This is a genomic window from Nocardioides sp. NPDC127514 (assembly GCF_040302125.1).
In the GTDB taxonomy this organism is placed as follows: Bacteria; Actinomycetota; Actinomycetes; order Propionibacteriales; family Nocardioidaceae; genus Nocardioides.
This window is the reverse complement of record NZ_JBEORF010000001.1, coordinates 236,458-263,182: the sequence shown is the minus strand read 5'-3', so window position 1 is coordinate 263,182 and position 26,725 is coordinate 236,458. Positions and strand designations below refer to the sequence as shown.

24 protein-coding genes are annotated in these 26,725 nt (G+C 69.6%); 19 read left to right on the top strand and 5 right to left on the bottom strand.

The features are described from left to right. Nucleotide 1 precedes the first annotated feature (1 nt). Nucleotides 2-1,393 (top strand): flavin monoamine oxidase family protein, encoded by a 1,392-nt coding sequence (locus tag ABTX24_RS01275; RefSeq protein ID WP_350836854.1) that lies wholly within the window; start codon nucleotides 2-4, stop codon nucleotides 1,391-1,393. Further along, a complete protein-coding gene (locus ABTX24_RS01270) occupies nucleotides 1,390-1,869 on the top strand; it encodes an SRPBCC family protein (RefSeq protein WP_350836852.1) in 480 nt (159 codons plus the stop codon). Before ABTX24_RS01275 ends, ABTX24_RS01270 begins: the two co-directional genes overlap by 4 nt. A gap of 18 nt (nucleotides 1,870-1,887) precedes the next feature. Here ABTX24_RS01270 and ABTX24_RS01265 read toward each other — a convergent pair whose 3' ends face one another. Further along, entirely contained in the window at nucleotides 1,888-3,222 is a 1,335-nt protein-coding gene (locus ABTX24_RS01265) for a D-arabinono-1,4-lactone oxidase (protein ID WP_350836850.1), read from the bottom strand. A gap of 109 nt (nucleotides 3,223-3,331) precedes the next feature. Between ABTX24_RS01265 and ABTX24_RS01260 the strand changes: the two genes are divergently transcribed. Together ABTX24_RS01260 and ABTX24_RS01255 are read left to right on the top strand one after the other, a co-directional pair. Further along, nucleotides 3,332-4,540 (top strand): amino acid deaminase/aldolase, encoded by a 1,209-nt coding sequence (locus tag ABTX24_RS01260; RefSeq protein WP_350836848.1) that lies wholly within the window; start codon nucleotides 3,332-3,334, stop codon nucleotides 4,538-4,540. After that, entirely contained in the window at nucleotides 4,537-5,736 is a 1,200-nt protein-coding gene (locus ABTX24_RS01255) for an MFS transporter (protein ID WP_350836846.1), read from the top strand. Before ABTX24_RS01260 ends, ABTX24_RS01255 begins: the two co-directional genes overlap by 4 nt. Here the strand turns inward: ABTX24_RS01255 and ABTX24_RS01250 are convergent. Beyond that, on the bottom strand, nucleotides 5,716-6,339 hold the full coding sequence (locus ABTX24_RS01250; RefSeq protein WP_350836844.1) for a TetR/AcrR family transcriptional regulator: 624 nt from the start codon (nucleotides 6,337-6,339) through the stop codon (nucleotides 5,716-5,718). The genes ABTX24_RS01255 and ABTX24_RS01250 overlap by 21 nt on opposite strands. 69 nt (nucleotides 6,340-6,408) lie before the next feature. Between ABTX24_RS01250 and ABTX24_RS01245 the strand changes: the two genes are divergently transcribed. The 3 genes from ABTX24_RS01245 to ABTX24_RS01235 are packed head-to-tail and all read left to right on the top strand — an operon-like array spanning nucleotide 6,409 to nucleotide 10,427. Beyond that, nucleotides 6,409-7,785: a GH1 family beta-glucosidase gene (locus tag ABTX24_RS01245; RefSeq protein WP_350836842.1), complete on the top strand. Its 1,377-nt coding sequence runs from the start codon at nucleotides 6,409-6,411 to the stop codon at nucleotides 7,783-7,785. Next, nucleotides 7,772-9,019, top strand: coding sequence for an MFS transporter (locus ABTX24_RS01240; RefSeq protein ID WP_350836840.1), 1,248 nt, complete (start codon nucleotides 7,772-7,774; stop codon nucleotides 9,017-9,019). The genes ABTX24_RS01245 and ABTX24_RS01240 overlap by 14 nt, the downstream gene beginning before the upstream one ends. Nucleotides 9,020-9,029: 10 nt before the next feature. Continuing rightward, nucleotides 9,030-10,427, top strand: a complete 1,398-nt coding sequence (locus tag ABTX24_RS01235; RefSeq protein WP_160025722.1) for a GH1 family beta-glucosidase — start codon at nucleotides 9,030-9,032, stop codon at nucleotides 10,425-10,427. Here ABTX24_RS01235 and ABTX24_RS01230 read toward each other — a convergent pair. Then, a complete protein-coding gene (locus ABTX24_RS01230) occupies nucleotides 10,415-12,451 on the bottom strand; it encodes a discoidin domain-containing protein (protein WP_350836838.1) in 2,037 nt (678 codons plus the stop codon). The two genes, ABTX24_RS01235 and ABTX24_RS01230, sit on opposite strands and share 13 nt — an antisense overlap. Before the next feature lie 78 nt (nucleotides 12,452-12,529). Then, nucleotides 12,530-13,126, bottom strand: a complete 597-nt coding sequence (locus tag ABTX24_RS01225) for a TetR/AcrR family transcriptional regulator (RefSeq protein WP_160025720.1) — start codon at nucleotides 13,124-13,126, stop codon at nucleotides 12,530-12,532. Nucleotides 13,127-13,293: 167 nt separating this feature from the next. Here ABTX24_RS01225 and hemL point away from each other — a divergent pair, with 167 nt between their 5' ends. From hemL to ABTX24_RS01165, 12 genes are all read left to right on the top strand, one after another. Further along, nucleotides 13,294-14,619: a glutamate-1-semialdehyde 2,1-aminomutase gene (gene hemL / locus ABTX24_RS01220; RefSeq protein ID WP_160025719.1), complete on the top strand. Its 1,326-nt coding sequence runs from the start codon at nucleotides 13,294-13,296 to the stop codon at nucleotides 14,617-14,619. Next, on the top strand, nucleotides 14,616-15,293 hold the full coding sequence (locus ABTX24_RS01215; protein WP_350836836.1) for a histidine phosphatase family protein: 678 nt from the start codon (nucleotides 14,616-14,618) through the stop codon (nucleotides 15,291-15,293). The genes hemL and ABTX24_RS01215 overlap by 4 nt, the downstream gene beginning before the upstream one ends. 34 nt (nucleotides 15,294-15,327) lie before the next feature. Further along, a complete protein-coding gene (locus ABTX24_RS01210; RefSeq protein ID WP_350836834.1) occupies nucleotides 15,328-15,891 on the top strand; it encodes a TlpA family protein disulfide reductase in 564 nt (187 codons plus the stop codon). Further along, the gene (locus ABTX24_RS01205; protein ID WP_160025716.1) at nucleotides 15,888-16,646 is read left to right on the top strand and encodes a cytochrome c biogenesis CcdA family protein; all 759 of its coding nucleotides are present in this window, start codon (nucleotides 15,888-15,890) and stop codon (nucleotides 16,644-16,646) included. Before ABTX24_RS01210 ends, ABTX24_RS01205 begins: the two co-directional genes overlap by 4 nt. After that, nucleotides 16,643-18,247, top strand: a complete 1,605-nt coding sequence (resB, locus tag ABTX24_RS01200) for a cytochrome c biogenesis protein ResB (RefSeq protein WP_350836832.1) — start codon at nucleotides 16,643-16,645, stop codon at nucleotides 18,245-18,247. The genes ABTX24_RS01205 and resB overlap by 4 nt, the downstream gene beginning before the upstream one ends. Beyond that, nucleotides 18,244-19,245, top strand: coding sequence for a c-type cytochrome biogenesis protein CcsB (gene ccsB, locus ABTX24_RS01195; RefSeq protein WP_160025714.1), 1,002 nt, complete (start codon nucleotides 18,244-18,246; stop codon nucleotides 19,243-19,245). Before resB ends, ccsB begins: the two co-directional genes overlap by 4 nt. Next, complete coding sequence (locus tag ABTX24_RS01190) at nucleotides 19,242-19,550, top strand: DUF4229 domain-containing protein (protein ID WP_160025713.1); 309 nt, start codon at nucleotides 19,242-19,244, stop codon at nucleotides 19,548-19,550. Before ccsB ends, ABTX24_RS01190 begins: the two co-directional genes overlap by 4 nt. 17 nt (nucleotides 19,551-19,567) lie before the next feature. Further along, entirely contained in the window at nucleotides 19,568-20,188 is a 621-nt protein-coding gene (locus ABTX24_RS01185; protein ID WP_160025712.1) for a maltokinase N-terminal cap-like domain-containing protein, read from the top strand. A gap of 258 nt (nucleotides 20,189-20,446) precedes the next feature. Beyond that, nucleotides 20,447-21,514, top strand: a complete 1,068-nt coding sequence (gene chvE / locus ABTX24_RS01180) for a multiple monosaccharide ABC transporter substrate-binding protein (RefSeq protein WP_350836830.1) — start codon at nucleotides 20,447-20,449, stop codon at nucleotides 21,512-21,514. Nucleotides 21,515-21,594: 80 nt separating this feature from the next. Beyond that, nucleotides 21,595-23,127: a multiple monosaccharide ABC transporter ATP-binding protein gene (gene mmsA, locus ABTX24_RS01175; protein ID WP_160025710.1), complete on the top strand. Its 1,533-nt coding sequence runs from the start codon at nucleotides 21,595-21,597 to the stop codon at nucleotides 23,125-23,127. Between the two features lie 6 nt (nucleotides 23,128-23,133). Then, nucleotides 23,134-24,420 (top strand): multiple monosaccharide ABC transporter permease, encoded by a 1,287-nt coding sequence (gene mmsB, locus ABTX24_RS01170; protein ID WP_160025709.1) that lies wholly within the window; start codon nucleotides 23,134-23,136, stop codon nucleotides 24,418-24,420. Nucleotides 24,421-24,547: 127 nt separating this feature from the next. Continuing rightward, a complete protein-coding gene (locus ABTX24_RS01165; protein WP_350713475.1) occupies nucleotides 24,548-25,423 on the top strand; it encodes a 1,4-dihydroxy-2-naphthoate polyprenyltransferase in 876 nt (291 codons plus the stop codon). Between the two features lie 99 nt (nucleotides 25,424-25,522). On the opposite strand, the gene ABTX24_RS01160 is transcribed toward ABTX24_RS01165, so the two are convergent. Next, on the bottom strand, nucleotides 25,523-26,533 hold the full coding sequence (locus ABTX24_RS01160) for a type IV toxin-antitoxin system AbiEi family antitoxin domain-containing protein (RefSeq protein ID WP_350836828.1): 1,011 nt from the start codon (nucleotides 26,531-26,533) through the stop codon (nucleotides 25,523-25,525). Nucleotides 26,534-26,725 lie beyond the last annotated feature (192 nt).

Sequence of the window (26,725 nt, the reverse complement as noted above, 5' to 3'; positions counted from 1 at the left end):
AGTGCCGCGCCCAGCTCGGGTCGACGTGGCGATCGTCGGCGCCGGCCTGGCCGGCCTGACCGCCGCTCGTGCCCTGGTGGCCGCGGGCCGCAGCGTCGTCGTGCTCGAGGCGCGCGACCGGGTGGGCGGTCGCACCCTCAACCACGACCTCGGCGACGGCCAGGTCGTGGAGGCCGGCGGTCAGTTCGTCGGGCCGACCCAGAACCACATCCTCGCGCTGGCCGCCGAGCTCGACGTCAAGACCTTCCCGGCGTACACCGAGGGCGAGGCGGTCTACGTCCGCGGCGGCCGCGCCAAGCGCTACGCAGGCGACGTACCTCCGGACCCGACGGCCCTGGCGGACGTCGCGGTGACGATGGCTCGTATCGACCGGCTCGCCCGGCGGGTCCCGTTGGGCGCCCCATGGCGGGCACGCAACGCCGCCCGGCTGGACGCGGTCACCTTCGACTCGTGGATCCGCGACAGCACGGTCAGCGCTGCCGGCGTCGACCTGGTCAACATCTTCTTCGGCTCGGCCTACGGCGGCACCGCGGCGGACGCCTCGGCCCTGTTCAGCCTCCACTACGTCGCCGGCATGGGCGACGAGGACAACCCCGGCTCGATCACCCGGGGGATCGGGGTGGAGGGCGGAGCCCAGCAGGATCGCTTCGTCGGCGGCTCGCAGGCGGTCTCGCTGGCGATGGCCGAGCAGCTCGGGGACCGGGTGGTGCCGAACGCTCCGGTGCGCGCGATCGAGCAGAACGGCCGCACCGTGAAGCTGCGTACCGACGCGGGGGTGTGGCAGGCCGGGCACGCGATCGTGGCCGTCCCGCCCCCGCTCGCCGGCAAGATCTCGTGGTCGCCGTTGCTGCCCGCGCCGCAGGCGGCCCTCTTCGACCGGATGCCGATGGGCAACCTGATGAAGTGCGAGGCGGTGTACGACGAGCCGTTCTGGCGCGCGGACGGGCTCTCCGGCCAGGCCACGTTCCGCTCGCCCGACTCCGCGATCTGCTCGATGTTCGACAACACCCCGCCGAGCGGCGGACCCGGTGTGCTGATGGGGTTCCTCGGTGGCCGCGCCTGGCGGTCGCTGGCCCACCGGCCGCCCCGCGAACGCCGGGCCGCCGTGCTGCGCACCTTCGCGCGGGCAGTCGGGCGGGAGGCCCTGCGCCCGCGCGACTACTTCGAGCAGGACTGGTCGAGCGAGGAGTGGACCCGGGGCGGGCCGACCTCAGTCCTGGCGCCCGGCGTGCTCACCGCGCTCGGCGCCTGGCGGGACCGGCCCTTCGGGCTCGTGCACTGGGCCGGCGCGGAGCACGCCGACTACTGGAACGGCTACATGGACGGTGCCGTCCGCTCCGGCCGCGACGCCGCGGCCGCCGTGATCGACGTACTGGAAGGAACTGAGAGATGAGCATGACCGAGCTGAGCGAGACCGCTGTGCTGGCCGTCCCGGTGGAGCGGGTCTGGCAGGTGGTGTCGGCGACGAACCGGTACGCCGAGTGGGTGGACGGCGTCTTCGAGGTGACCGACCACCACGGCGAGGCCGAGGTCGGCCGCACCTACGCTGAACGCAACCGCACCATCGGACCGCTGTCCACGCGGTCGACCTGGACGGTCCGGGAGATCGAGCCGCTGACGACCCGCATCGACACCGGTGAGGGCTTCGCGCCGCTGCACGAGATGACCAACGTCTTCCGGTTCCGGCCGGTCGCTGTCGACGGTGTCGACGGTGCCGGCACCGAGATGACGTACGCCGTCCGTTACCGCGTCGGTCTCGGCCCGCTCGGCGCGGTGATCGACAAGGTCACCCGGCCCGGGTTGCGGAAGGCGTTCCAGCAGTCGATGCGCAACCTGGAGGACCTGATCGTCGCCGAGGGTGCGGACTGATCGCCCGAGCGTCAGGGATCAGTGCCGGATCGGCGACGCTTGGTGCTTGGTGAGGCCGAGGACCCGGTCGAGGTACGGATTGGCGAAGACGCCGGTCGGGTCGAGCTCGTCGCGTAGCGCGGTGAAGTCGCCGAATCGCGGGTATCGCTCGGCGAGGTCGGCCGCGGTGAGCCGGTGCATCTTGCCCCAGTGCGGACGCCCGTCGGCGGCGCCGAGGATGTCCTCGCAGACGGAGAACCAGCGCTCGTGGGGCATCCGGTGGTACTGGTGGAAGGCGACGTACGCGACGTCGCGGTCGTACGCCGGCGAGAGCCAGATGTCGTCGCTCCTCACGAAGCGGACCTCGAGCGGGAACGACACCTTCTCGTCATGGGTGTCGACCCACTGCCGGAGCTCGCGGAGCACGTCTGCGACCGCGGCCCGCGGGACGGCGTACTCACCCTCGCGGAAGCGCACGTCGCGGTGGGACGCGAACACGTTCGGGGCCAGGTCGGTGAAGTCCCGGGACGACACCGCGCGGGTCACGAACCGGGTGATCCCGGGCACCAGGCCGGGGAATCGGGTGCCGAGGCGCAGCAGCGCCTCGAAGCCGATGTTGGTGACGATCTTGTCGTCGATCGTCCGGGCGAGCGTGCTCATCGGGTTGAGCTCCACATCGCCCGGAAGCCGCTCGAAACGGCGTGTCAGCGCGGTGGTGGTGTGCGGGAACCAGAAGAACTCGAAGTGGTCGTTGCCGGCCACCAGCTCGTCGAGCCCGTCGAGGGTCTCGTCGAGCGGCATCGGCGCGTCGACCGCGCGCAGGGCGTAGAGCGGCACGCACTGGAGGGTGACCGTGGTGATGACGCCGAGGGATCCGATCGACACCCGTGCGGCCTCGAAGAGCTCCGGCCGCTCCTCGCGTGAGCACGTCACGACCGAGCCGTCGGCGAGCACCAGCTCGAGCGCGCGGATCTGGTTGGAGATGCTCCGAAACCTCTCGCCGCTGCCGTGGGTGCCGGTCGAGACCGCGCCGGCGACCGTCTGCCGGTCGATGTCGCCGAGGATCTCCATCGCCAGACCGTGCTGGGCGAGGATCGGGTTGAGCCGGTGCAGTGGGAGGCCGGCCCCGACGGTGACCAGGCCCGAGTCCGCGTCGACGGCGAGCACGCCGTCCAGCCGGTCCGGCCGGAGCTGCAGCCCGGGCGCGACGGCCGCGCCGGTGAAGGAGTGCCCGGATCCGATGGCGCGCACGGTCAGGCCGTCGGCGACGGCAGCCTTCACCTCGGCTGCGACCTCATCGGTCGTCGCGGGCGTGGCCACGCGTGCCGGGGTCACCTCTTCGGTACCGGACCAGTTGCGCCATCGAGTGCTCATGGGTGGGTCCCTTCTGTGGGCAGTCGGGCCTCAGGATGACCCAGGTCACAGCAAAGGTCAATAGTCTTGGACACTTGACCTAATTCGGTGGTCGGTCCATGCTCGACGAATGCTGGATCTCACCGTCCCGACGCGCGTACGTGCCTCCTTCGACGACCTCGAAGCCGCCACCGCCGACCTCCCCACGCCGTATGCCGTGGTGGACGTGGCCGCGCTGCGCACCAACGCGGCCGACCTGGTTCGCCGTGCCGGCGGCACACCGATCCGCGTCGCGAGCAAGTCCGTGCGCTGCCGTGCCCTGATGCGGAGCACCCTGGCGATGCCGGGCTTCCAGGGCGTGCTCGCCTACACCCTGCCCGAGGCTCTCTGGCTCGCGCGTGAGGTCGAGGACGTCGTGGTCGGCTACCCGACCGCGGACACGGCCGCCATCCGGCGGCTCGCCGCCGACGACCTGCTGGCCTCGCGAGTGACTTTGATGATCGACAGCGTCGAGCATCTGGAGCTGATCGCCGCCGCGGCCGGCGCCAGTGGTCCGCGGATCCGGATCTGCATCGAGCTCGACGCCTCGCTCCGCCTGGCCTCCGGCCGAGTGCACCTCGGCGCCCGGCGCTCGCCCGTGCACGCGCCCGACCAGGCGGCCGCGCTCGCCCGGGCCGTCGTGGCGCACCCGCGCTGCGAGCTCGTCGGCGTGATGGCGTACGAAGGCCAGATCGCGGGGATGGGCGACAACCAGCCGGGCCTGTCCAAGCACGTCGTCCGGGCGCTGCAGCGGAGGTCCGTCGACGAGCTGGCGGAACGACGGGCCGCCGCCGTGGCCGCTGTGCGCCGCGTGGCGCCGATGGAGTTCGTCAACGGCGGCGGCACCGGCAGCATCGAGACGACCGTCGCCGAGGACGCCGTGACCGAGGTGGCGGCCGGGTCGGGGCTGCTCGCTCCGCACCAGTTCGACCACTACACCCGCTTCCACCCCCAGCCCGCGGCGTACTTCGTCCTGTCGGTCGTACGCCGCCCCTCACCGCGCCACGCGACGGTTCTCGGCGGTGGCTGGATCGCCTCCGGGGCCGCCGGCAAGGACCGGCTCCCGATCCCGGTGTGGCCCCGCGGCCTGCGTCTGGTGCCGTCCGAGGGAGCGGGCGAGGTGCAGACGCCGCTGACCGGTGCTGCGGCCGCCCGGCTCGGGATCGGCGACCGGGTGTGGTTCCGGCACACCAAGGCCGGCGAGCTCTGCGAGCACGTCGACGAGCTGGTGCTCGTCGACGGCGGCAGCGTCGTCGACGCCGTCCCGACCTACCGAGGAGAAGGAAGGACGTTCCTGTGACCACGACCGTGACCCCCGCGCCGCCACGGGCGGCCCGCCGGGCCTGTTTCGCGGCCTTCGGGATCCAGGGATTCACCTTCGCGTCCCTGATCACCCGGCTGCCCACGATCAAGGCCGAGCACGACCTCAGCGACTACCAGGTGCTCCTGCTGCTGGGTGGCGTGGCGATCGCGTCGGCCGTCGGCAGCGTCATCACCGGGTACGCCGCCGCACGCTTCGGCAGCGCCCGGGTCCTCAGGGCCGCGCTGGTCGGCGCATCGGTGGCGACGCTGCTGGTCTCCCTCCCGGACAGCGTTGCGGGCCTGGTCGTCGCGGTGTGTGCGTACGGGCTCTTCGTCGGCCAGATCGACGCCGCCATGAACATGCAGGGCGTCGGCATCGAGGACCTCTACGGCCGCAGCATCATGGTCGGCTTCCACGGTATGTGGAGCCTCGGCGCGGTCATCGGCGGCGGCTACGCGGCGCTGACCCTGGAGCTGGGCTGGTCGCTCCTGCTGTCGTTCGCGATCGTCTGCGCGGTCGGGCTCGCGCTCAACGCCGCGCTGCTGGGCGGCCTGCTGGTGGTCGACCCCATCGACGGCCGTGTCGACGCCGGTGACCACGCGCCGCACGCACCGCACGCACCGCAGGTGCCGTGGCTGCCGGTCCTGCTGCTCGCCGTACCCACCTTCGTGATGTGGTTCCTCGACTCGTCGATCTCAGCCTGGGGTGGCATCTACCTGGTCGACGGGCTGTCGTCGACGCAGAGCGCGGCGGCCCTGGCGTTCACGGCGTACCAGGCCGTGCTGCTGCTCACCCGGCTGGTCGGTGACACGGTCGTACGCCGCATCGGGCCGGTGCGGACCGTGCGCATCAGCGGGCTCGTCGCGATCGTCTCGATGGCGCTGGTCGTCGCCGCGCCATCGGTGTGGGTCGCGATCGTGGGCTTCGGCCTGCTCGGCGCCGGCCTGGCGATGATCCCGCCGCTGTCCTTCGTCGCGGCCGGCCACCTCGACGCCGACGGTGGCGGTCAGGCCGTCGCCCGGGTCAACGTGTCCAACTACGTCGGCTACCTCGTGGCCGCCGTCGCCATCGCCACTGTCGCCGAGCAGGTCAGCCACCGCGCGATGTTCGTGCTGCCGCTGCTGCTCAGCCCGGTCCTGTTCCTGATGGCATCCCGATTCGCCCCACGCCGGTCAGTCCGCCGGGCCGGGTGACGGCGGGGCGAGGAGAGGTAGCGCCTCGAGCAGGATGTCGAAGGCTCCGAGCACGTTCGCGTCCGGGTCGAGCAGGTGCTGCAGCTGCAGGCCGTCCATGGCCGCCATCACCAGGCGCGCGACGCCCTCCAGGTCCGTAGCGGGTGCCGCGGCCGGCTCGGGCTCGGCCGGTGCGGCCTCGGTCAGCGCTGCGGTGAACTCGGCGACGGTACGCCGGTAGCGGGCCACGGTGAAGTCGTGGGCCGGGTGGCTCGGGACGATCGACTCGGCGGTGACGGTGGTGAACAGCTGGGTCAGCCCGCGGTCGGCGATGGCCCGCTCGAACATGCTCCGCGCCACCTGGGCCTGCTCGTCCCAGGTGGCGCCGGTGTCCGCCTGTTGGCGCGAGGCCTGGTCACGCTCCTCCAGCACGGCCATCAGCAGGCCCGTCTTGGAGCCGAAGTGATGCAGCACCCCGGCCTGGCTCAGGCCGGCCAGGTCGGCGATCTCCCGCAGCGACGCTCCGTGGCTGCCTCGGCGCCCGAACACGTCCTGCGCCACGTCGAGGATCCGGCGCCGCTGCTCGGCGGACTTGGCGTAAGGACCACGGGCTCGGCTGGACATGCTCCGCAGTCTAGGTGGGCCAACGCGAAAACCTAGCGGCCATTCGGTATTGGCGTTATCGTCTGAGCCATGACCCGGCCGCTGCCCCGATTCCCTCCCGGCTTCGAGTGGGGTGTCGGCGCCTCGGCGTACCAGACCGAGGGCGCGCTCGACGCCGACGGGCGGGGACGGTCCACGTGGGACGTGTTCTGCGAGCAGCCCGGGCGGATCGCCGACCGATCGACGCCGGCGACCAGTGCCGGCTTCTACGACCGCTACCCCGAGGACATCGCGCTGGTACGCGACCTCGGCGCCGACGTCTACCGGTTCTCGATCGCCTGGCCGCGGATCCTGCCGACCGGGTCGGGCGAGGTCAACGCGAAGGGCCTGGACTTCTACGACCGGGTCGTCGACGAGATGCTGGCGGCCGGCCTCAGGCCGGCGCCGACCCTCTACCACTGGGACACCCCGCTGCCGATCGAGGAGGCCGGCGGCTGGATGAACCGAGACACCGCGCTCCGCTTCGGCGAGTACGCCGCGGTCGTGGCTGACCGGCTGGCCGACCGCGCGGCGTACTGGATCCCGCTCAACGAGCCGGTGGTGCTCTCGTTGCTCGGCTACGCGATCGGCGGCTTCGCCCCTGGGCAGGAGCTGCTCTTCGAGTCGCTGCCGACCGTCCACCACCAGCTGCTCGCCCATGGGCTGAGCGTCCAGGCGATTCGTGCGGCCGGTGGCCGCAGCGTCGGCACCGCCAACCCGCACGCACCGACCTGGCCCGCCTCCGACAGTCCGGAGGACCTCGCCGCCGCCGCGTTCAGCGCCGACCTCACCGACTGGATCTGGGGCGACCCGATCCTCCTCGGACGCTACCCTGAGGGGTATGCCGAGGGGATGCCCGGTCCGGTCGCCGAAGACCTCGAGGTCATCTCGGCCCCGCTCGACTTCTACGGCGTCAACTACTACAGCCCGCAGCGAGTCGCCGCCCCGACCGGTGAGCCGTCGGTGATCCAGGAGCACGAGATCCCGACGGAGATGCCGTTCCGGGCGGTCGAGGTCGACGGGCCCAAGACCGGGCTCGGCGGCGAGATCAGCCCCGACGGCCTGCGCGAGATCCTGCTGACGCTGACCGAGCGGTACGGCGAGAGCCTGCCGCCACTGATCGTCACCGAGAACGGCACCTCCCAGCAGCCCGGCACCGAGGAACCCGGTCCGGACGGCAGGGTCCACGACGACGGCCGGATCGACTACCTCGACGCGCACGTGCGCGCCGTGCACCAGGCGATCGAGGAGGGCGCGGACGTCCGCGGCTACTGGGTCTGGTCGCCGACCGACACCTTCGAGTGGACTCAGGGCTTCACCCAGCGCTTCGGCCTCGTCCACGTCGACTACGACACCCTGGTGCGTACGCCGAAGGACTCCTACTCCTGGTATCAGCAGCTGATCGGCGCCCAACGTGACCAGCTCTGAGCTCACTCTGTCGGCGCTGGACGAGCCGGCCGAGCCGGCCCCCATGTCATGGGTGGCCGCGATCTCGCTGGCCAACGTCGGACTGTTCACCGCATGGTTCGGCCCGATCCTGACCCTGCTCGGGATGCAGGCGGAGCGGTTCGTCGGTGACGACAAGGAGGCCGCGCTCGCCTGGGTCGTCGGCATCGGCGCGCTCTGCTCGACGGTCGCCAACCCGGTCTTCGGCGCGCTCTCGGACCGGACGACGTCGCGCTTCGGCCGCCGCCTGCCGTGGACGGTCCTCGGCATCTGTGGCGGCGTGGCCAGCCTGGTGCTGCTGGCCTTCGCGCCGAACCTCGTCGTGGTGGCCATCGGATGGTGCCTGGCCCAGATCGCCCTCAACGCGAACTTCGCCGCGATCACCGCCGCCGTACCCGACCATGCGCCGCACCAGCAGCGCGGCACCATCGGCGGCTTCCTCGGCCTCGCCCAGACCGTCGGCGCCGTCGTCGGAGCCGGGCTCGCGGCCGCTGCGGGTGGGATCGTCGGTGGCTACCTCGCGTGCGCGGTCTTCCTGGTGATCGCGAGTGCGCCGTACGTCGCGATGCGCCGCGACCTGGTCCTCGACCCCGCCGACCGGCCATCCTTCTCGTGGGGAACGTTCCTCCGCGGCTTCTGGATCAGCCCTCGCCTGCACCCCGACTTCGCCTGGGCGTGGCTCACCCGCTTCCTGATGAACCTCGGGTTCGCGATCGGGCTGGTCTACCTGCTCTTCTACCTCGACGACGCGGTTCACCACGAGAACCCCGAAGCCGGCGTCTTCCTGCTCTCGGCGGTCAACTCCCTCGCTCTGCTGGTCACGGTCGTCGCCGGCGGATGGCTCTCGGACCGGTTCGACCGCCGCCGGATCTTCGTGACCGTCGCCGGCGTCGTGATGGCAGCCGGCACCCTGTCGTTGGCCGGCTTCCACTCCTGGACGGCCGCGATCATCGGCGTGGCCGTCCTCGGTCTCGGCATGGGCGTGTTCACCTCGGTCGACCTCGCGCTGATGATCGACGTACTTCCCGAGGCGATCGACCGCGGCAAGGACCTCGGCGTCGTCAACATCGCCAACTCGCTGCCGCAGGTGCTCGCCCCCGTCGTGGCTGCGCCGATCGTGAGCGTGCTCGGCGGCTACTCCACCCTGTACGCCGTCGCCGCCGGAGTGACGCTGACCGGCGCCGTCCTGGTCTACCGGATCAAGTCCGTTCGATAGGAGACAACTCGTGACCACCCACCCTGATCTGCCCAGCCTGCAGCTCCCCACCGACTTCGTCTACGGCGTCTCCACCGCGTCGTACCAGATCGAAGGTGCCGTCGAGGAGGGCGGCCGCGGGTCGTCGATCTGGGACACGTTCTGCGCAGAGCCGGGCCGGATCAAGAACGGCGACACCGGGGCGGTCGCGTGCGACCACTACCACCGGTACGCCGAGGACATCGCGCTGATGAAGGACCTCGGCGTGGACGCCTACCGGTTCTCGATCGCCTGGCCGCGGATCCAGCCGACCGGCTCCGGGCCGGCCAACGCCGAGGGGCTGGCCTTCTACGACCGGCTCGTCGACGGGCTGCTGGAGGCGGGTATCAAGCCGGCCGCGACGCTCTACCACTGGGACCTGCCGCAGGCTCTGCAGGACGCCGGCGGCTGGCTCAATCGCGACACCTCGCTCCGTCTCGCCGAGTACGCCGCGATCGTCGGCGAGCGTCTCGGTGACCGGGTCTCGATGTGGATGCCGCTGAACGAGCCGGTCGTGGTCACCATGTTCGGGCACGCGCTCGGCACCCACGCCCCCGGCCAGGCGCTCGGCTTCGACGCGCTGCCGGTGGCCCATCACCTGCTGCTCGGCCACGGCCTGTCCGTCTCCGCGCTGCGGGAGGCCGGAGCGAGCAACATCGGCATCGCGTCCAACCACCAGCCCGCCCGGCCGGCCTCGGACTCGGCCGAGGACCGGGAGGCGGCGGAGATGTTCGGCACGCTGACCAACTGGCTGTTCTCCGACCCGATCCTGCGCGGCGAGTACCCCGACGAGCTGATCACCTCGATGATGCCGGGACCTGTGGCGGAGGACCTGAAGGTGATCTCGGCGCCGCTCGACTGGTACGGCATCAACTACTACCAGCCGGTGCTGGTCGGCGCCCCCGGATCCGGTGGCGACCACGGCCCGGCGCTCGAAGGCGCGATCATGCCGGAGGGGCTTCCGTTCGAGCCGCGCCAGCTCGTCGGCGTACCGACCACCGACTTCGGGTGGGCGATCGTCCCCGACGGGCTCACCGAGATCCTGACCCGGTTCCACGAGCGGTACGCCGACGCGCTCCCGCCGGTCTACGTCACCGAGAGCGGATGCTCCTTCCACGACACCGTCGCCGCCGACGGCGGAGTGCACGACCAGCCCCGGATCGACTACCACGACGCGCACCTGTGGGCTGTTGCCGACGCGATCGCCGCGGGTGTGGACGTACGCGGCTACTTCGCCTGGTCGCTGCTCGACAACTTCGAGTGGGCGGAGGGGTACGCCGAGCGCTTCGGGCTCGTGCACGTCGACTACGACACCCTGCGGCGTACTCCCAAGGACTCGTTCCGCTGGTACCAGGAGCTGATCGCCGCCCGGGCGGGTCAGCGGTCGTAGACGCCGACCTCCCACAGGGAGTAGCCGTAGCGGGTGGCGCGGCTGACGCCGTGGATGCGTACGTAGCGAGCGGTGGTCGGCTCGAAGGTCGCCGTCTCGACCCCGCCCTTCCCGGTGTCGGTCGACCACACCGTGCGCCACGTCGTGCCGTCCGAGGAGACCTCGACCTTCCACGCCGCCGCGTGGGCGCTCTCCCAGTCGGCGACCACACGGCCCACGGTCCGTTCGCTGCGCAGGTCGAGGCCGAGCCACTGGTCGTCGCTCCAGTCGCTGGCCCAGCGGGTGCCGGTGTCGCCGTCGATGGCGCGGCCCGGGGCGAAGCTGGTGAAGGCGCTCCACTCCGACGAGCTCGCCGTGGCGCGCGATCCGGCCGCGAGGTTGCCCGGCGGCGTGTAGCCGGATGCGGCAACCCAGGTGTCGAGGTAGGACTGGGCTCCGCCCATCAGGTCCTGGACGGCCTCCGTGCCGCCGAGGCGGCGGATCTGCTCGATCCAGTCCGGGACCAGGCCGACGTGGGCTCCGCCGTCGGTGTTCACGTCCCAGACCCGTTCGCCGGTGACCTGCCGGTCGATCATCGACCCGCCGTCGACACTGCGGAACGGATAGGTCACCGGGCTGGGTCCGTCGGCACCCAGGGGAGCGGGGTGGGAGCCGAGGCCGTTGAAGTCGGTGCCGATGCCGAGGCCCTTGTCGTACTCGGTGCGCAGCGCCTCGGTCCGTCCGGCGGCACCGATGAACTCCTCGGGCCCGAACATGTACTCACCGATGAAGCCGCCGAGCCCGTAGACGCGTTCGGCCCAGCCGAGGTCGGCCCAGCTGTGGCTGGAGATGACGCCGGGGTAGTCGGCCGACTCGAGGATGTCGAGCGCGCGGCCGGTGGCCTTCACGCTCATGTGGTCGAGCTCGACGAGCATGCCGCGCTGCATCATCCCGCGCATCGCGTACTCGCCGAGTCGGGAGAGGCCGCGGGTGTTGCACTGCGCGTCGCCGTCGTACGTCGGCACCTCGGTGCCCGCGGGCAGCTTCTCCTCGATCTCGGGGACGGATGCGTTGCCGATCGGGTTGTCGTGCTGCGGCCCGCGGCACTTCTCGGTCTGCCAGAAGGTGCCCGTCGAGAGGAACTGGCCGACGTTGATGATCGTCCCGGTCGTGCCCGAGTCGAAGCGCACGCCGCAGAGCGCGTTGTCGAACTTGTGGCACAGGAACATGCTGCGTACGCCGAGGGCGTGCAGCTCGTCGAGGCCCTGGTCGATACCCGCCTTGCTGCACTGCGGGACGTCGAGCACCTGCTTGCAGCCGAACGGCTCGGAGGTCTCCACGCCGAGGATCACGGCGAGCTTGCCGTCCTCGATGACCTGCTTGGCCTGGGCGGGATCGGTGACGATCCGGAACCAGCCCTTGCCCTCGCCGCCGTACATTCTGTCGACGAAGTCCTGCAGGTCGTAGGTCTTCTCCGCCTGAAGGCGGATCGACTCCATCTCGTTGCAGCCGCGGTCACGGTTGGGGTTGATCGAGCAGATCACGCCGTTGCTGGTCAGGTCGGTGACCAGGACCCGCTGCCCGGCTCGCCACGACCGCTCCAGCCAGGCGTAGTAGTTCTGCTGGTGCGACATCGTGCGGTACGAGGGCCAGTCCTTGAAGGTCGGCCAGCCCACCGGGTCGTGCTTGCCGTCCGGCTCCGCGCCGGTCAGGTTCTCGAGCAGCGCGCCGGAGCCGTCGGGGTAGTGCGCCGCGCAGTCCTCGAGGGCGTCGGCGACCCCGGCGTCGGAGAACGGCTTGCCACAGACCAGTTCGCCCCCGAACGCCTCGTTGGTCATCAGGTGGTTGTGGACGTCGGCGAAGCCGCGTACGTCACCCGTGGCGTCGGTGCCGGTGAACGGCTTGCCGGTGACGTTGACCTGGGAGTCGGGCACCGGCCGGTCGGCAGGCTCCCACCACCGGTCCGGCGGCGACGACCAGCCTGGCGGGGCGAACGCCACGAAGCCGATGAGGACGAGACAGAGCAGCGAGCGGACGGCGTTCACAGTGCCTCCAGGGTGCGTGACGTACGCCGCATCCTAGAGTTGGACGCATGACCGGGTCAACGGTCCAGATGCCGGTGACTACGCTGATCTGGCCATCGATGCGACGTGCGCCGCGGCGAAGTCGAGCGCGGCCCCGGCGGCCTCGGCGTCACCCTCGTTGAGGAACAGCAGGGTGAGGCCGTCGATGTTGGCGGTGAGGTATCTCGCCAGCATGGGGATCGGCTGGTCCCACGTCACCCCGGTGGACTCGGCGAGGACGGTGAGGACCTGGGTGTTGGCCTCGAGGTAGGTCTCGTACTGACGGCGCGCGACCGTGGCCAGGCCCGGCTGACGAAGGGCGTACTGCGTCAGCTCGTAGGTCACCTGGTGCTCGTCGGGGTTGGCGATGACGTGCTGCCAGTACGCCCTGAGCGCCGCCTGGAGCTTCTCCTCGAACGACTCCTCCCCGCGCATCTCCACCAGGGCCAGCTGGAGCGTGTGCCCGGTGATCGCCTCGATGACGTTCTCCAGGAGCTCCTGCTTGGAGCGGAAGCAGTAGTGGAAGGCCCCGAGCGGCATGTCGGCCTCCGCCACGATCGAGCGTGTCGTGGTCTTGGCGACGCCGTCACGGACCATCACCCGGATCGCGGCCTCGACCAGGCGTTCGCGGCGTACGTCGGCTGAGACGCGCGCCATCAGCGGTCTCTCGTCAGTAGGAAGCCCATGTCGCCAGCGTAGGTGACCAAGACGAATGACCAGGATCCGGGTTGTCGTCGGAGACCGACGTGCGGATCCGCCGCTGCGCCGTGCCGCGCCGGGGCGGAGAAATGGGGATTCGACGTGGTCTGGGGAACAATGCTGCGGTGCCTCACGACATCGCACCCCTGTCCGCAGCGGCATCCGAAGCGCTCTTCGCCCGCGCGAAGGCCGTGACGCCGGGCGGCGTGAACTCGCCCGTGCGCGCCTTCAACGCGGTGGGCGGGACGCCGCGCTTCATCCGGGAGGCGAAGGGGGCGTGGCTGACCGACGTCGACGGGAACGAGTACGTCGACCTGATCTGCTCCTGGGGCCCGATGCTCCTGGGCCACGCCCATCCGGAGGTCCAGGCCGCGGTCCTGGAGGCCGTCACCCGGGGTACGTCCTACGGGACCCCGACCACCCCGGAGGTCGAGCTGGCCGAGGCGATCGTCGAGCGGGCACCGGTCGAGAAGGTGCGGTTCGTGAGCAGCGGCACCGAGGCGACGATGTCGGCCATCCGGCTGGCACGCGGGTTCACCGGGCGCGACGTGATCCTGAAGTTCGCCGGCAACTACCACGGCCATGTGGACTCGCTGCTCGCCAGCGCCGGCTCCGGGCTGGTCACCCACGCGATCCCCGGCACCCCGGGCGTACCGGAGAGCAGCACCGAGCTCACCGTCGTGCTGCCGTACAACGACCGAGCCGCGGTCACCGCGGCGTTCGAGGAGTACGCCGGCCGGGTGGCCTGCCTGATCACCGAGGCCTCGCCCGGCAACATGGGCATCGTGCCGCCGGAGCCCGGGTTCAACCAGTTCCTGAGCGAGACCTGCACGAGGAACGGCGCCCTGTTCATCTCCGACGAGGTGATGACCGGGTTCCGGGCCAGCAAGCAGGGGCAGTGGGGTCTGGACGGCAAGCCCGAGGGCTGGACGCCCGACCTGGTCACCTTCGGCAAGGTGATGGGTGGCGGCTTCCCGGCGGCGGCCTTCGGCGGCCGCGCCGACGTGATGGGATCGCTCAGCCCCGACGGGCCGGTCTACCAGGCCGGCACGCTCTCCGGGAACCCGGTCGCGACGACCGCCGGCCTGACCACGCTGCGGCTGGCCACCGACGAGGTCTACGACCACATCACCAGGGCCGCCGACGTCGTGAAGGCGGCGATCGAGGAGAGCTTCACCAAGGTCGGTCTCCCGCACGTGATCCAGTCGACCGGCACGATGTTCTCGGTCTTCTTCACGGACAAGCCGGTGCGCAACTTCGACGAGGCCAAGACCACCGACGAGGCGGCGTACAAGGCCTTCTTCCACGCCATGCTCGACCAGGGCGTCTACCTGCCGCCGAGCGCCTACGAGGCCTGGTTCCTCTCCTCCGCCCACGACGAGCGGGCGATCTCCCAGATCACGGAGGCGATTCCGTACGCCGCCGAGGCTGCTGTAAAGGTGAAGGCATGACGTCCCAGGGAAATGGCATCGAGACCACGGTCCACCTGCTGCGCCACGGTGAGGTGCACAACCCGGAGGGGATCCTCTACGGGCGCCGGCCCGGGTTCAACCTCTCCGAGCTCGGCCTGCGGATGGCCGAGCGGGTCGCCGACCGGATCGGCGGGCAGGACATCACCCACGTCATCTCCAGCCCGCTCGAGCGTGCTCAGCAGACCGCCGGGCCACTGGCGAAGGCGCTCGGCGTCGACATCTCGCTCGACGAGCGGGTGCTCGAGTCGGAGAATCTCTTCGTCGGCAAGAGCTTCAAGGACGGCATGGGGCCGCTGAAGGATCCCAAGGTCTGGCCGAAGCTGCTCAACCCGCTCAAGCCGTCGTGGGGCGAGCCCTACCTGGAGATCGTGGCCAGGATGATGGCCGCGATCCACGACGCCCGGGACCAGGCGAAGGGGCACGAGGCGGTCATCGTCTCCCACCAGCTGCCGATCTGGACCACCCGGCTCCACATCGAGGGCCGCAGCTTCCTGCACGACCCGCGCCGCCGCCAGTGCGCGCTGTGCTCGCTGACCTCGCTGCACTTCGTCGACGACGAGTTCGTCGCGCTCTCCTACGGCGAGCCGGCCGGCGACATGCTGCCCGCGAAGGACAAGTACGCGCCGTTCTCGGCCGGCGACTCGGAAGATTAGAAGTCTCTCAGTTTTGTTAGGCAGGCTCAGGGGCATGCGTTGGCTGCTCGCTCTCCCACTGGTGGTGATGCTCGCTGCCTGCGGGCAGACCGGCACGAACGAGGCCGGCTACATCTCCGGTGACGGCCGCACCCAGGAGATCCCGGTCGCCGATCGCGGGGAGCCGGTCGAGCTCACCGGCGAGACCCTTGAGGGCAAGCCCTTCGACCTAGCCGACACCCGGGGCAAGGTCACGGTGCTCAACGTGTGGTGGACCGGCTGCGCGCCGTGCCGCAAGGAGATGCCGATGCTCCAGGCGGCCTACGAGGAGCTGGGCGACGAGGTCGCCTTCGTGGGGCTCAACACCCGCGACGCCTCGGCCGCGCAGGGGCTGGCCTTCGAGCGGCACTACGGCGTGGAGTACCCCTCGGTCTACTCGCCCGACGGCGCCGCCGTCCTCGCGCTGAAGGGCTCGCTGGCGCCGCGCGCCATCCCGGCCACCGCGATCCTCGACACCGAGGGGCGCGTGGCGGCGCTGATCCGCGGCGAGATCCCCTCGGCACGTACGCTCGACGAGCTGATCTCCGCGGCGGGGAAGTCAGAAGAGGGCTCCGCATGACGGACTGGTTCGCGAGCACCGCCGGGAGCGGTTCGCTGATGCTGGCCATCCCGGTCGCGCTGCTGGCCGGGTTCCTCTCGTTCGTCTCGCCGTGCACGCTGCCGATGCTCCCGGGCTACCTCTCCTACGCCACCGGCCTGTCCGGCGCCGACCTCGCCTCCGGTGACGTACGCCGCGGCCGCATGCTCGCGGGCGCCCTGCTCTTCGTCGCCGGGTTCTCGGTGGTCTTCGTCCTGATGGGCATCACCGTGGGCGGGATCGCCTACAAGCTGCTCGAGTTCCAGCAGACCGGCACCAAGGTCCTCGGCGTGCTCTCGATCATCATGGGGATCGCGTTCATGGGCTTCATCCCGCTGCTGCAGCGCGACCTGAAGTTCCACAAGGTCCCGGCGGTCGGCCTGGCCGCGGCGCCGCTGCTCGGCTTCCTCTTCGGGCTGGCCTGGACCCCGTGCACCGGACCGACGCTGGGCGTCATCGCGGGCCTCGCCTGGGACCAGGGCACCGCCGCCCGCGGTGGCCTGCTGCTCGCCGTCTACGCGCTCGGGCTCGGCATCCCGTTCATCCTGGTCGCGGTGATGTGGCGCAAGGCCACCGTCGCGCTCACCTGGTTCCGCCGGCACACCCGCGCGATCACGATCATCGGCGGCGTACTGATGATCCTGATCGGCGTCGCCATGCTCACCGGCTGGTGGGACAACGGTGTCCAGTGGCTGCAGGTCCAGCTCGTCCAGCGTTGGGAGGGCATCGCACTGTGAGCACCACCTCGGCTCCCGACCAGGAGAAGAAAGATTCCGTACGCCGCCCGGGCGAGCTGAACGCCCGCGAGCTGGCCCGCTGGGGCTGGCGCCAGCTGACCTCGATGCGTACGGCACTGATCCTGCTGCTGCTCCTCGCGCTCGCGGCCGTCCCGGGGTCGCTGATCCCGCAGGACGGGGTCGACTCGCTCAAGGCCGACCAGTGGCGCGAGGCGCACACGACGCTGACGCCGATCTACGAGAAGCTCGGGCTCTTCAACGTCTACTCGACGCCGTGGTTCGCGGCGATCTACCTGCTGCTGATGGTCTCGCTGGTCGGCTGCATCATCCCGCGGTGCCTCGTCTACGCGCGGGCGATGCGGGCCGAGCCGCCGGCGACGCCGGCCAAGCTGACCCGGCTGCCCGACTCCACGACGTACGTCACCGACGAGGAGCCCGCCGAGGTGCTCGCCGCGGCGCGGAAGCAGCTGCGCGGCTACCGCATCCGCAAGGAGGTCTCGACAAGCTCGACCACCGGGGAGCAGTCCGTCTCCGCCGAGAAGGGCTATCTGCGCGAGGCCGGCAACCTGATCTTCCACATGTCGCTGATCATCGTGCTGGTCGCGTTCGCGACCGGGAGCCTGTTCGGCTACAAGGGCGGCGTGATCGTGCTGGTGGGGGAGGAGTACGGCTTCGCCAACGAGCTGTCGCAGTACGACGACTTCAAGCCCGGCTCGCTCTTCGCCCCGGAGGACCTCGACGACTTCTCCTTCAAGATCGACGACTTCAAGGCCGAGTGGCTGAGCACCGGCGCGGGCGCCGGGACCGCGCGCGGGTTCAACTCGAAGATCCGCTACACCACGGGGTCGAGCGAGGAGAAGAGCTATGACCTCAGGGTCAACCACCCGCTGACCATCGGCGGCACCGACGTCTTCCTGCTCGCCCACGGCTACGCGCCGGTGATCACCGTGCGCGACGGCAACGGCGACGTGGCCTACTCCGGCCCCACGATCTTCCTCCCGCAGAGCCAGAACCTGCTCTCCTTCGGCGTCGTGAAGGCGCCGTACGCCTCGCCCGAGGAGCTCGGCTTCCAGGGGCTGTTCTACCCGTTCGAGGGCACGGTCGACGGTGAGCCGGTCAACCTGATGGGCGACATCGGGGACGGGTCGCACGCGATGCTCTCGCTGCAGGGCTTCCGAGGCGACCTCAACCTCGACGCCGGGCCCCAGTCGGTCTACGCGCTCGACACCTCCAAGGCCAACATGATGTCGCCCGACGAGACCGGCAAGGCGTTCAACCTGCGCCTCGGGGAGACGGCCGAGCTCCCCGACGGACTGGGGTCGATCTCCTTCGACGACGTCCAGCAGTGGAACCGGGTGCAGATTTCGAAGTCGCCCGGCAAGGAGTGGGCGCTCCTCGGCGTCTCTCTCGCCCTCGTGGGGCTGCTCGGGTCCCTCTTCATCCGCCCGCGACGGGTGTGGGTTCGCGCCCGCCGAGTCGATGGGCGCACACTGGTCGAGATCGCCGCCCTCGACCGCTCCGGCGGTGGAGACACCGCAGCCGTCGTCACCGGCCTTGCGGAGACCTTACGAGGCGCGCGAACACAGGAGGAGAACCGATGACTGACCACACCTGGGGCGTACTCAGCAACCAGGCCATCACGGCCGCCGGCGTCGTCTACTTCCTGGCGCTGCTCTGCGCGCTGGTCGAGTGGTCGGCCTGGCAGTCGCGCGCCCGGGCCGCGGTCGCGGAGAAGGAGCTCGTCGGGGCCGGTGCCCCGGCCGACGAGACCGATGCCCCGGAGAACCCCGCCGCCGCCGTACGCGAGCAGCGCGCCGCCCTCTTCGGACGCCTCAGCCTGCTGCTGACCGCGATCGCGGTGGTGTGCCACCTGCTGGCGCTGGTCGGCCGTGGGATGGCCGCCGACCCCAACCGGGTGCCGTGGGGCAACATGTACGAGTTCACGATCTCCGGCTCGTTCGTGGTGGCCGCCGCGTACGTCGTTCTGTATCGGCGGCTCAAGCTGTCCTGGATGGCGCCGTGGGTGCTCGGCTTCACCGTCGTGGTGCTGATGCTGGCCGTGGTCGGGCTCTACGAGCCGGTCGCGCCGCTGACCGAGGCGCTCAACTCCTACTGGCTCGTCATCCACGTCATCGCGGCCATCATCGCCACCGGCGGGTTCACGCTGGGCGGCATCGCCTCGGCGGCGTACCTCCTCAAGGCGCGCTTCCCCGACGCAGCTCTGCTGGCGCGGGTGCCCGACCTCGACAACCTCGACCGGGTCTCCTACCGGATCCACGCCTTCGCGTTCCCGGTGTGGACCTTCGGCGTGCTGATCTCCGGACCGATCTGGGCACACGAGGCCTGGGGCTCCTACTGGAACTGGGACCCCAAGGAGGTCTGGGCGTTCATCACCTGGGTCGTCTACGCCGGCTACCTGCACGCCCGCGCGACCGCCGGGTGGAAGGGCAAGAAGGCTGCGATCGTCGCGCTGATCGGGCTGGCCACGCTGTGGTTCAACTTCATCGGCATCAACTACTTCTCCTCGACCTCGCAGCATTCGTACGCTGCGCCCGCAGCCCCGGCGGTCGTCGAGCTCACCGAGGGAGCCTCACGATGAAAGAGTTCTGGATCTACACCGGCCTGCGGCTGCTGTCGCTGGTCGCCACCTTCGGCATCGTCGCGGGCATCTGGTCGCTCGTCGCGGGCGAGGTCGACATCTTCTTCTCGGTGATCCTGGCGTTCGTGATCAGCGGCGTGCTCTCCTTCTTCGTGCTCGACCCGCAGCGGCGGGCCTTCGCCGAGAAGGTCGAGGCCCGGGCCGCGAAGGCGGTCGAGGCCGCTCGCGCCAAGGAGGACGCCGAGATCGACTCCGAGACCGACACCACCTCGAACGGCGAAGGCGATAGCCACAAGGTGTCCTGAACTGGTAGATAACGGTCATGTCGATCGTTCACAAGGCCACGCTCACCCCGTCGAAGAAAGAGATCTTCGGCGCCTGGCTCGCCAGCCGGACGTGGTGCGAGGGTGACCTGACCGGCACGATCGGCTCCTACCGGTTCGACGACCCGGCCGGACGGGTCGGGATCGAGTGCGTGCTCCTCGAGGTCGGCGAGTCCGTCGTCCACCTGCCGGTCTCCTACCGCGAGGCGCCCCTCGACGGCGCCGAGGACTTCCTGATGGCGACCACCGAGCACTCGGCGCTGGGCACGCGCTACGTCTACGACGCCACCGCCGACGCGGTGGCGGTCCGGGCCCTGCTGACGGCCGCGCTCACCGGCGCGACCCAGGAGCCGATGGACGTCTACGACCGGGGACGCCTGGTGGATCGACGCGAGAGCGTCGTCACCGCGACCGGCACCGGCTCGTGGTCGCGCAACGCGGTGCCGCACTTCGACGGCGTCACCATCCGCTCCCACGGTGCCGACACCCGCGTGGACGCGGGCAGCTTCGCGATCGTCGTGAAGCGGGTCGTCGACGGCTCCGACGCCGACGGCGCGGAGTCGATCCAGGTCACCTGGCCGGACGGCGCCGGGGCGCTGGTCGGCGTACGTCACCTGTGACGGGACGGCCTCCGGGCTTGTCTGTGAGTCCGCTGTGTAGCGCAGATGATCAACGGGGCCTCCCGTAAGTCACGAGTCGGAAACATCCTCGTCCTGCACTTGACGCATTCGGACATGAAGAGGCAGCCTGTCCCAATGTGAGCGCTCACATCTGTGATGTGGCTCACCTGGGAGCCGGTCCGTGCGCCGGTTTTCGAGACCCCCCGATAGCGGCGCGTCGGCCTACCGACGTGGCCGTAGATGAAATGGAGCAGGTAAGTGCGCAAGGTACTCACCACGATCACCGCGGCGGCGCTTGCGCTCGGGCTGGCGGCATGCGGCAGCGGCAGCGACGGCGGCGATGGCGACAAGGGCACCGTCGGTGTGGCCATGCCGACCAAGTCCTCGGAGCGCTGGATCGCAGACGGCAACAACATCAAGAAGCAGCTCGAGGCCGAGGGCTACAAGGTCGACCTGCAGTACGCCGAGGACGACATCCCGACCCAGGTCTCCCAGGTCGAGAACATGGTCACCAAGGGCGTCGACGTCCTGGTGGTCGCGGCCATCGACGGCACCGCGCTCGGCGAGGTCCTCGAGACCGCTGAGTCCCAGGACATCCCGGTGATCAGCTACGACCGCCTCATCCGCGACACCGAGGCCGTCGACTACTACTCGACCTTCGACAACTTCCAGGTCGGCGTGCAGCAGGCCACCTCGCTCGTCGACGGACTGAAGGCCAAGGGCGAGGGCCCCTACAACGTCGAGCTCTTCGGTGGTTCCCCGGACGACAACAACGCCACCTTCTTCTGGGACGGCGCCATGTCGGTGCTCGAGCCGCTGATCAAGTCCGGCGAGATCGTCATCCCCTCCGGTCAGACGGACTTCAAGCAGGCCGCGATCCTGCGCTGGGACCCCGCCACCGCGCAGAAGCGCATGGAGGACATCCTCACCAAGACGTACGCCTCCAAGAAGGTCCAGGGCGTGCTCTCGCCCTACGACGGCCTCTCGCTCGGCATCATCGCCGCGCTCAAGGGCAACGGCTACACCACCGCCGACCTCCCGGTCGTGACCGGTCAGGACGCCGAGGTGCAGTCGGTGAAGTCGATCAACGCCGGTGAGCAGTACTCCACGATCTTCAAGGACACCCGCGAGCTCGCCAAGGTGACCGTCGACATGATCGTCGCCGTCGGTGCGGGCGAGGAGCCCGAGGTCAACGACACCGAGACCTACGACAACGGCGAGAAGGTCGTTCCGTCCTACCTCCTCGACCCGGTCGTGGTCACCAAGGACGACGTCACCAAGGTGCTCGTCGACTCCGAGTACTACACCGCCGACGAGATCAAGTAGCGCCCACGTACGCGGCGTGGGCCCGGGTCCCTCCGGACCGGGCCCACGCCGTCACCTGGCCAGATAGCAGGAACCACCACATGACCTCACCGATCCTGGAGATGCGCGGCATCACCAAGGAGTTCCCCGGCGTCAAGGCGCTCGCCGACGTCAACCTCGTCGTCAACCGCGGTGAAATCCACGCGATCTGCGGTGAGAACGGCGCCGGCAAGAGCACCCTGATGAAGGTGCTCAGCGGGGTCTACCCCCACGGCACCTACAGCGGCGACATCGTCTTCGAGGGCGAGACCGCGAAGTTCGCCAACATCCGGCAGAGCGAAGCCGCCGGCATCGTGATCATCCACCAGGAGCTCGCTCTCATCCCCGAGCTCTCGATCGCGGAGAACATCTTCCTCGGCAACGAGACCGCCAAGCGCGGCATCATCGACTGGGGCCGCGCCAACCGCGAGGCGATCGACCTGCTCGCGCGGGTCGGCCTGCGGGAGAACCCGCTGACGCCGGTGAAGAACCTCGGCATCGGCAAGCAGCAGCTGGTCGAGATCGCCAAGGCGCTCTCGAAGGAGGTCAAGCTGCTCATCCTCGACGAGCCGACGGCCGCCCTCAACGACGACGACTCCCAGCACCTCCTCGCGCTCCTGGAGGGGCTGAAGGAGAAGGGGATCACCTCGATCATGATCAGCCACAAGCTGAACGAGATCGAGCAGATCGCCGACGAGATAACCATCATCCGTGACGGCCAGAGCATCGAGACCCTGTCCGTCGCCAGCGGTGGCGTCGACGAGGACCGGATCATCCGCGGGATGGTCGGCCGCGACCTCGAGAACCGCTTCCCCGATCACACCCCCTCCATCGGGGACGTCCTCTTCGAGGTGCGCGACTGGACCGTCATGCATCCGCAGGACAGCCACCGTGAGGTCATCCGCCAGGCCAACCTGTCCGTGCGGGCCGGCGAGATCGTCGGGATCGCGGGGATGATGGGCGCGGGACGTACGGAGCTCGCGCGGTCGATCTTCGGACGCTCCTACGGCTCCCGGACCTCCGGCTCGCTGGTGCTGGACGGCGAGGAGCTGCAGCTCAACACGGTCACCCAGGCGATCGATGCCGGCATCGCGTACGTCAGTGAGGACCGCAAGGGCCTGGGGCTCAACCTCATCGACGACATCAAGACCTCGGTCACCGCGGCGGCGCTGAAGAAGCTGCGCTCCGGGCTCGTCGTCGACGAGCACAAGGAGGTCGTGGTCGCCGAGGGCTACCGCAAGAACCTCAACATCAAGGCGCCCTCGATCACCGCCGGGGTCGGCAAGCTCTCCGGCGGCAACCAGCAGAAGGTGGTGCTGTCCAAGTGGATGTACACCGACCCGAAGCTGCTGATCCTCGACGAGCCGACCCGAGGCATCGACGTCGGCGCCAAGTACGAGATCTACGGGATCATCCAGGAGCTCGCCCGCAGCGGTCGCGGCGTACTGGTGATCTCCTCCGAGCTGCCCGAGCTGCTCGGACTGTGTGATCGCATCTACACGCTCGCCGAGGGCGTGATCACCCATGAGTTCGACCGCTCAGAGGCCACCCAGGAGTCCCTGATGCGCTACATGACCGCGGACGCGAGGAAGTAACCCCCGATGAATGCCCTGCTCAACACGCTGCGCGGGAACGTCCGCCAGTACGGGATGATCATCGCTCTGGCGGCGATCGTCATCCTCTTCCAGATCTCGACCGAGGGCGTGCTGCTCAAGCCGCTCAACGTCTCCAACCTGGTGGTCCAGAACGCCCAGATCCTGATCCTCGCCATCGGCATGGTGATCGTGATCGTGGCGCGTCACATCGACCTCTCGGTCGGCTCCGTGGCCGCCTTCGTGGGCGCCGCCGCGGCGATCATGATGACCCAGTACGACTTCCCGTGGTGGGTCGCCGTCTTCCTCGGCCTGCTGATCGGCACTGCCATCGGTGCCTGGCACGGGTTCTGGGTGGCGTACGTCGGGATCCCGGCGTTCATCGTCACGCTGGCCTCGATGCTGCTCTTCCGCGGTCTGACGCTGGTCGTGCTCAAGGGCGCGACCGTCGGCGGTCTGCCCGAGCAGTTCAAGGCCATCGGCAACGGCTTCCTGCCCGAGATCGGGCCGGACACCGGGTTCCACAACCTGACGCTCCTCATCGCGGTGGCCGCCGTCGGTGTCCTGATCTTCCTCGAGGTGCGTCGACGCAACGCCCAGATGGCGTACAACTTCGACGTCCTGCCCTTCCCGCTCTTCGTGGTGAAGCTGGCGCTGCTGACGATCGTGATCATGTACTTCGCCTACCTGCTCGCCGACGCGCGCGGGCTGCCGATCGTCGGGCTGATCCTGGCCGGGCTGATCGTGGTCTACACGTTCATCATGAACAAGACCGTCTTCGGCCGGCACGTCTACGCGATCGGCGGCAACGTCGACGCGGCCACGATGTCCGGTGTCAACACCAAGCGTGTCGACTTCCTGGTCATGATGAACATGGGGCTGCTGTCGGGTCTCGCGGGCCTGGTCACGACCGCCCGCCTGACCGCGGCCAACCCGAAGGCCGGCGTCAACTTCGAGCTCGACGCGATCGCCGCCGCCTTCATCGGTGGCGCGGCCGTCACCGGTGGTGTCGGCACCGTCGTCGGCGCGATCATCGGTGGTCTCGTGATGGGTGTCCTCAACAACGGCATGTCGCTGCTCGGTGTCTCCATCGACTGGCAGCAGGCCATCAAGGGCCTCGTGCTCCTGCTCGCCGTCGCCTTCGACGTGTGGAACAAGCGCCGTACGGCCGGCTCCGGCGGTGCCGGTGCCGAGGCTGCCGAGCCCAGCGCTCCGCCGCCCGACAAGCTGGCCGAGGAGATCGAGGCCATGGAGGCCGAGCTGAGCGTCGACTCCAACGACCCTCCGAAGACCTGATCCATCCCCCACACCCCCACCCCGCGACCCCTGCCTCCCCCCGGGCAGGGGTCGCTGGGTTTTCGTGGGCGGCGTGGGGTCACCTCCCCGCGACACCTGCAACGAGCCACCGGTGTTGAATAGCAGGGTGGCAAACACCGCTCAGTGGCTCCAGGGAGCCCGTCCTCGCACCCTCCCCGCGGCGCTCGCGCCGGTCATCGCCGGCACCGGAGTGGCTGCGTACGCCGGTGGGTTGGTCTGGTGGAAGGCGCTGCTCGCTCTCGTGGTCGCGCTGGCGCTGCAGGTCGCGGTCAACTACGCCAACGACTACTCCGACGGGATCCGAGGGACCGACGACGAGCGCGTGGGCCCGCTGCGGCTGACCGGCTCCGGCCTCGCGACACCGGCCGCGGTCAAGCGGGCCGCGTTCATCGCGTTCGGGATCGCCGCGGTCGCCGGCCTGGTGCTGGCGGTGACGTCCGCTTGGTGGCTGGTGGTTGTGGGCCTGGTCTGCATGATCGCTGCCTGGTACTACACCGGCGGCTCCCACCCGTACGGCTACGCCGGCCTCGGCGAGGTCATGGTCTTCGTCTTCTTCGGACTCGTCGCGGTCATCGGCACCACCTTCGTCCAGACGCAGACCTGGGAGTGGGGCGCGTGGTGGGCCGGCGTGGGGATCGGCGCGATCACCTCCGCCCTCCTCGTCGCCAACAACCTCCGCGACATCCCCGGCGACACCGAGTCGGGGAAGATCACCCTCGCCGTACGCCTCGGCGACGCGCGCACCCGCTGGCTCTACGTCGCCCTCGTGGCCGTCGCCGCAGTCTCGGTCGTGCTCGTGGCCCTGACGACGTCTTGGTGGGCGCTGCTCGGTCTCGGGTTCGTCGCCGTCGCCGCCCAGGGCGTACGCACCGTCCTCGACCGCGCCAACCTCGGCCCGCGCCTCATCCCCGTCCTCCAGCAGACCGGGCTGGCCACGCTGGTGTGGGGCCTGCTCGTCGGCGTACCTCTGCTTTTCGTCTGAGCGCCGGGCGTGTGTAACACGCTGTTCGTAGCACTATCCGGTCGTTCTGATAGGGCGAGTAGTACTACGAACGACGTGTTACACGAGTGGTGGCCGGCCTCACGCCGCCTTCGAGCGACGTACTCGGAATCGCTCCAGGTCGGAGATATCGGTGCCGAAGGCTCGGCATGTGGTCAGGTACTCCCGGCGCAGGCGATCCTTCAGATAGGTGCGGTTGCGGCCGAAGAGATCGTCCCACTCCACTCGTGACATGCCGAGATGGAAGCCGTGGGCCCAGTCCTGCCTGGTCTTCTCGTCGGCCAGGATGTCGTCGACCGATCGGAGTGCCAGACCGCCAGCTGCGGCGGGTATGTACTTGCTCCGGCCGTCGAACTCGAAGAGGTGACGGCCCACCCGGAGGTCGAACCTGGCGGTGCGTACGCCGTCCGTGATCTCGAACTGGGTCTCGATCCCGGTCAGCCCGATCTCTTCGAGTACGTCGCGGGTAAGGGACTCGCCGACCGACTCAGCCCCCGCATACGAGAGCTCGATGGCCTCCCGCGCCAGACGGCGGTTGGGCCAATGCCTCATGTGGTCGAGAACCTCCCAGAGCTCGTCGACGGACGCCCCCATCCGCCTGGCGGAGTCGACGGCCACAACCCCGTACGGCCGGCCGTGCTCCCGAGCGATGTCGATCGCCGTCCGGGCAGGACCGAGCACGTCGAACCCGTTCGCTCGAGTCACCTGATCGTCCGAGTAGGGCGCCAGGTGATGCTTCACGCCCCACTTGTTGTGGGTGCCGACCACAGGTTGGCGAGTGACGTGCGTCTGAGGCTTCGTGGGTAGCAGGATGCCCATCTCGAGCTCGAGGGCCGCCGTTTCATGGCTACGTACGAACGGAACCGTGATCGCCGCGCAGGCGGCCCGGTCGCGAAGGCGTCGCTTTTCTGTGGGCAGGGTGATGCTCTCGACGTACGTCCGTTCGGCATAGACCCCGCGGCGGACCACGGTCCACGTGTCGCTCTCGAGGTATCGATGGATCGCGTTGAGATCGAGGCCGGCGGTGAGCGCCTGGTCGCGGGTGATGAGGCCATGATTGGCCGCCATGATCGCCTGGATGCGCGGGTTCATAGGCCTAGCCTGTGGTCTCGCGCCGACACCTACCGACCCCTCAGAGCTGCGCTGTGGATAACTCCGGCACGGCCTGGGCCTGTGGATGGTTGGTGGCCCCGTGGCGGCTCGGGCGCGGGTGTAACACGCTGTTCGTAGCACTATCCGGTCGTTCTGATAGGGCGAGCAGTACTACGAACGACGTGTTACACC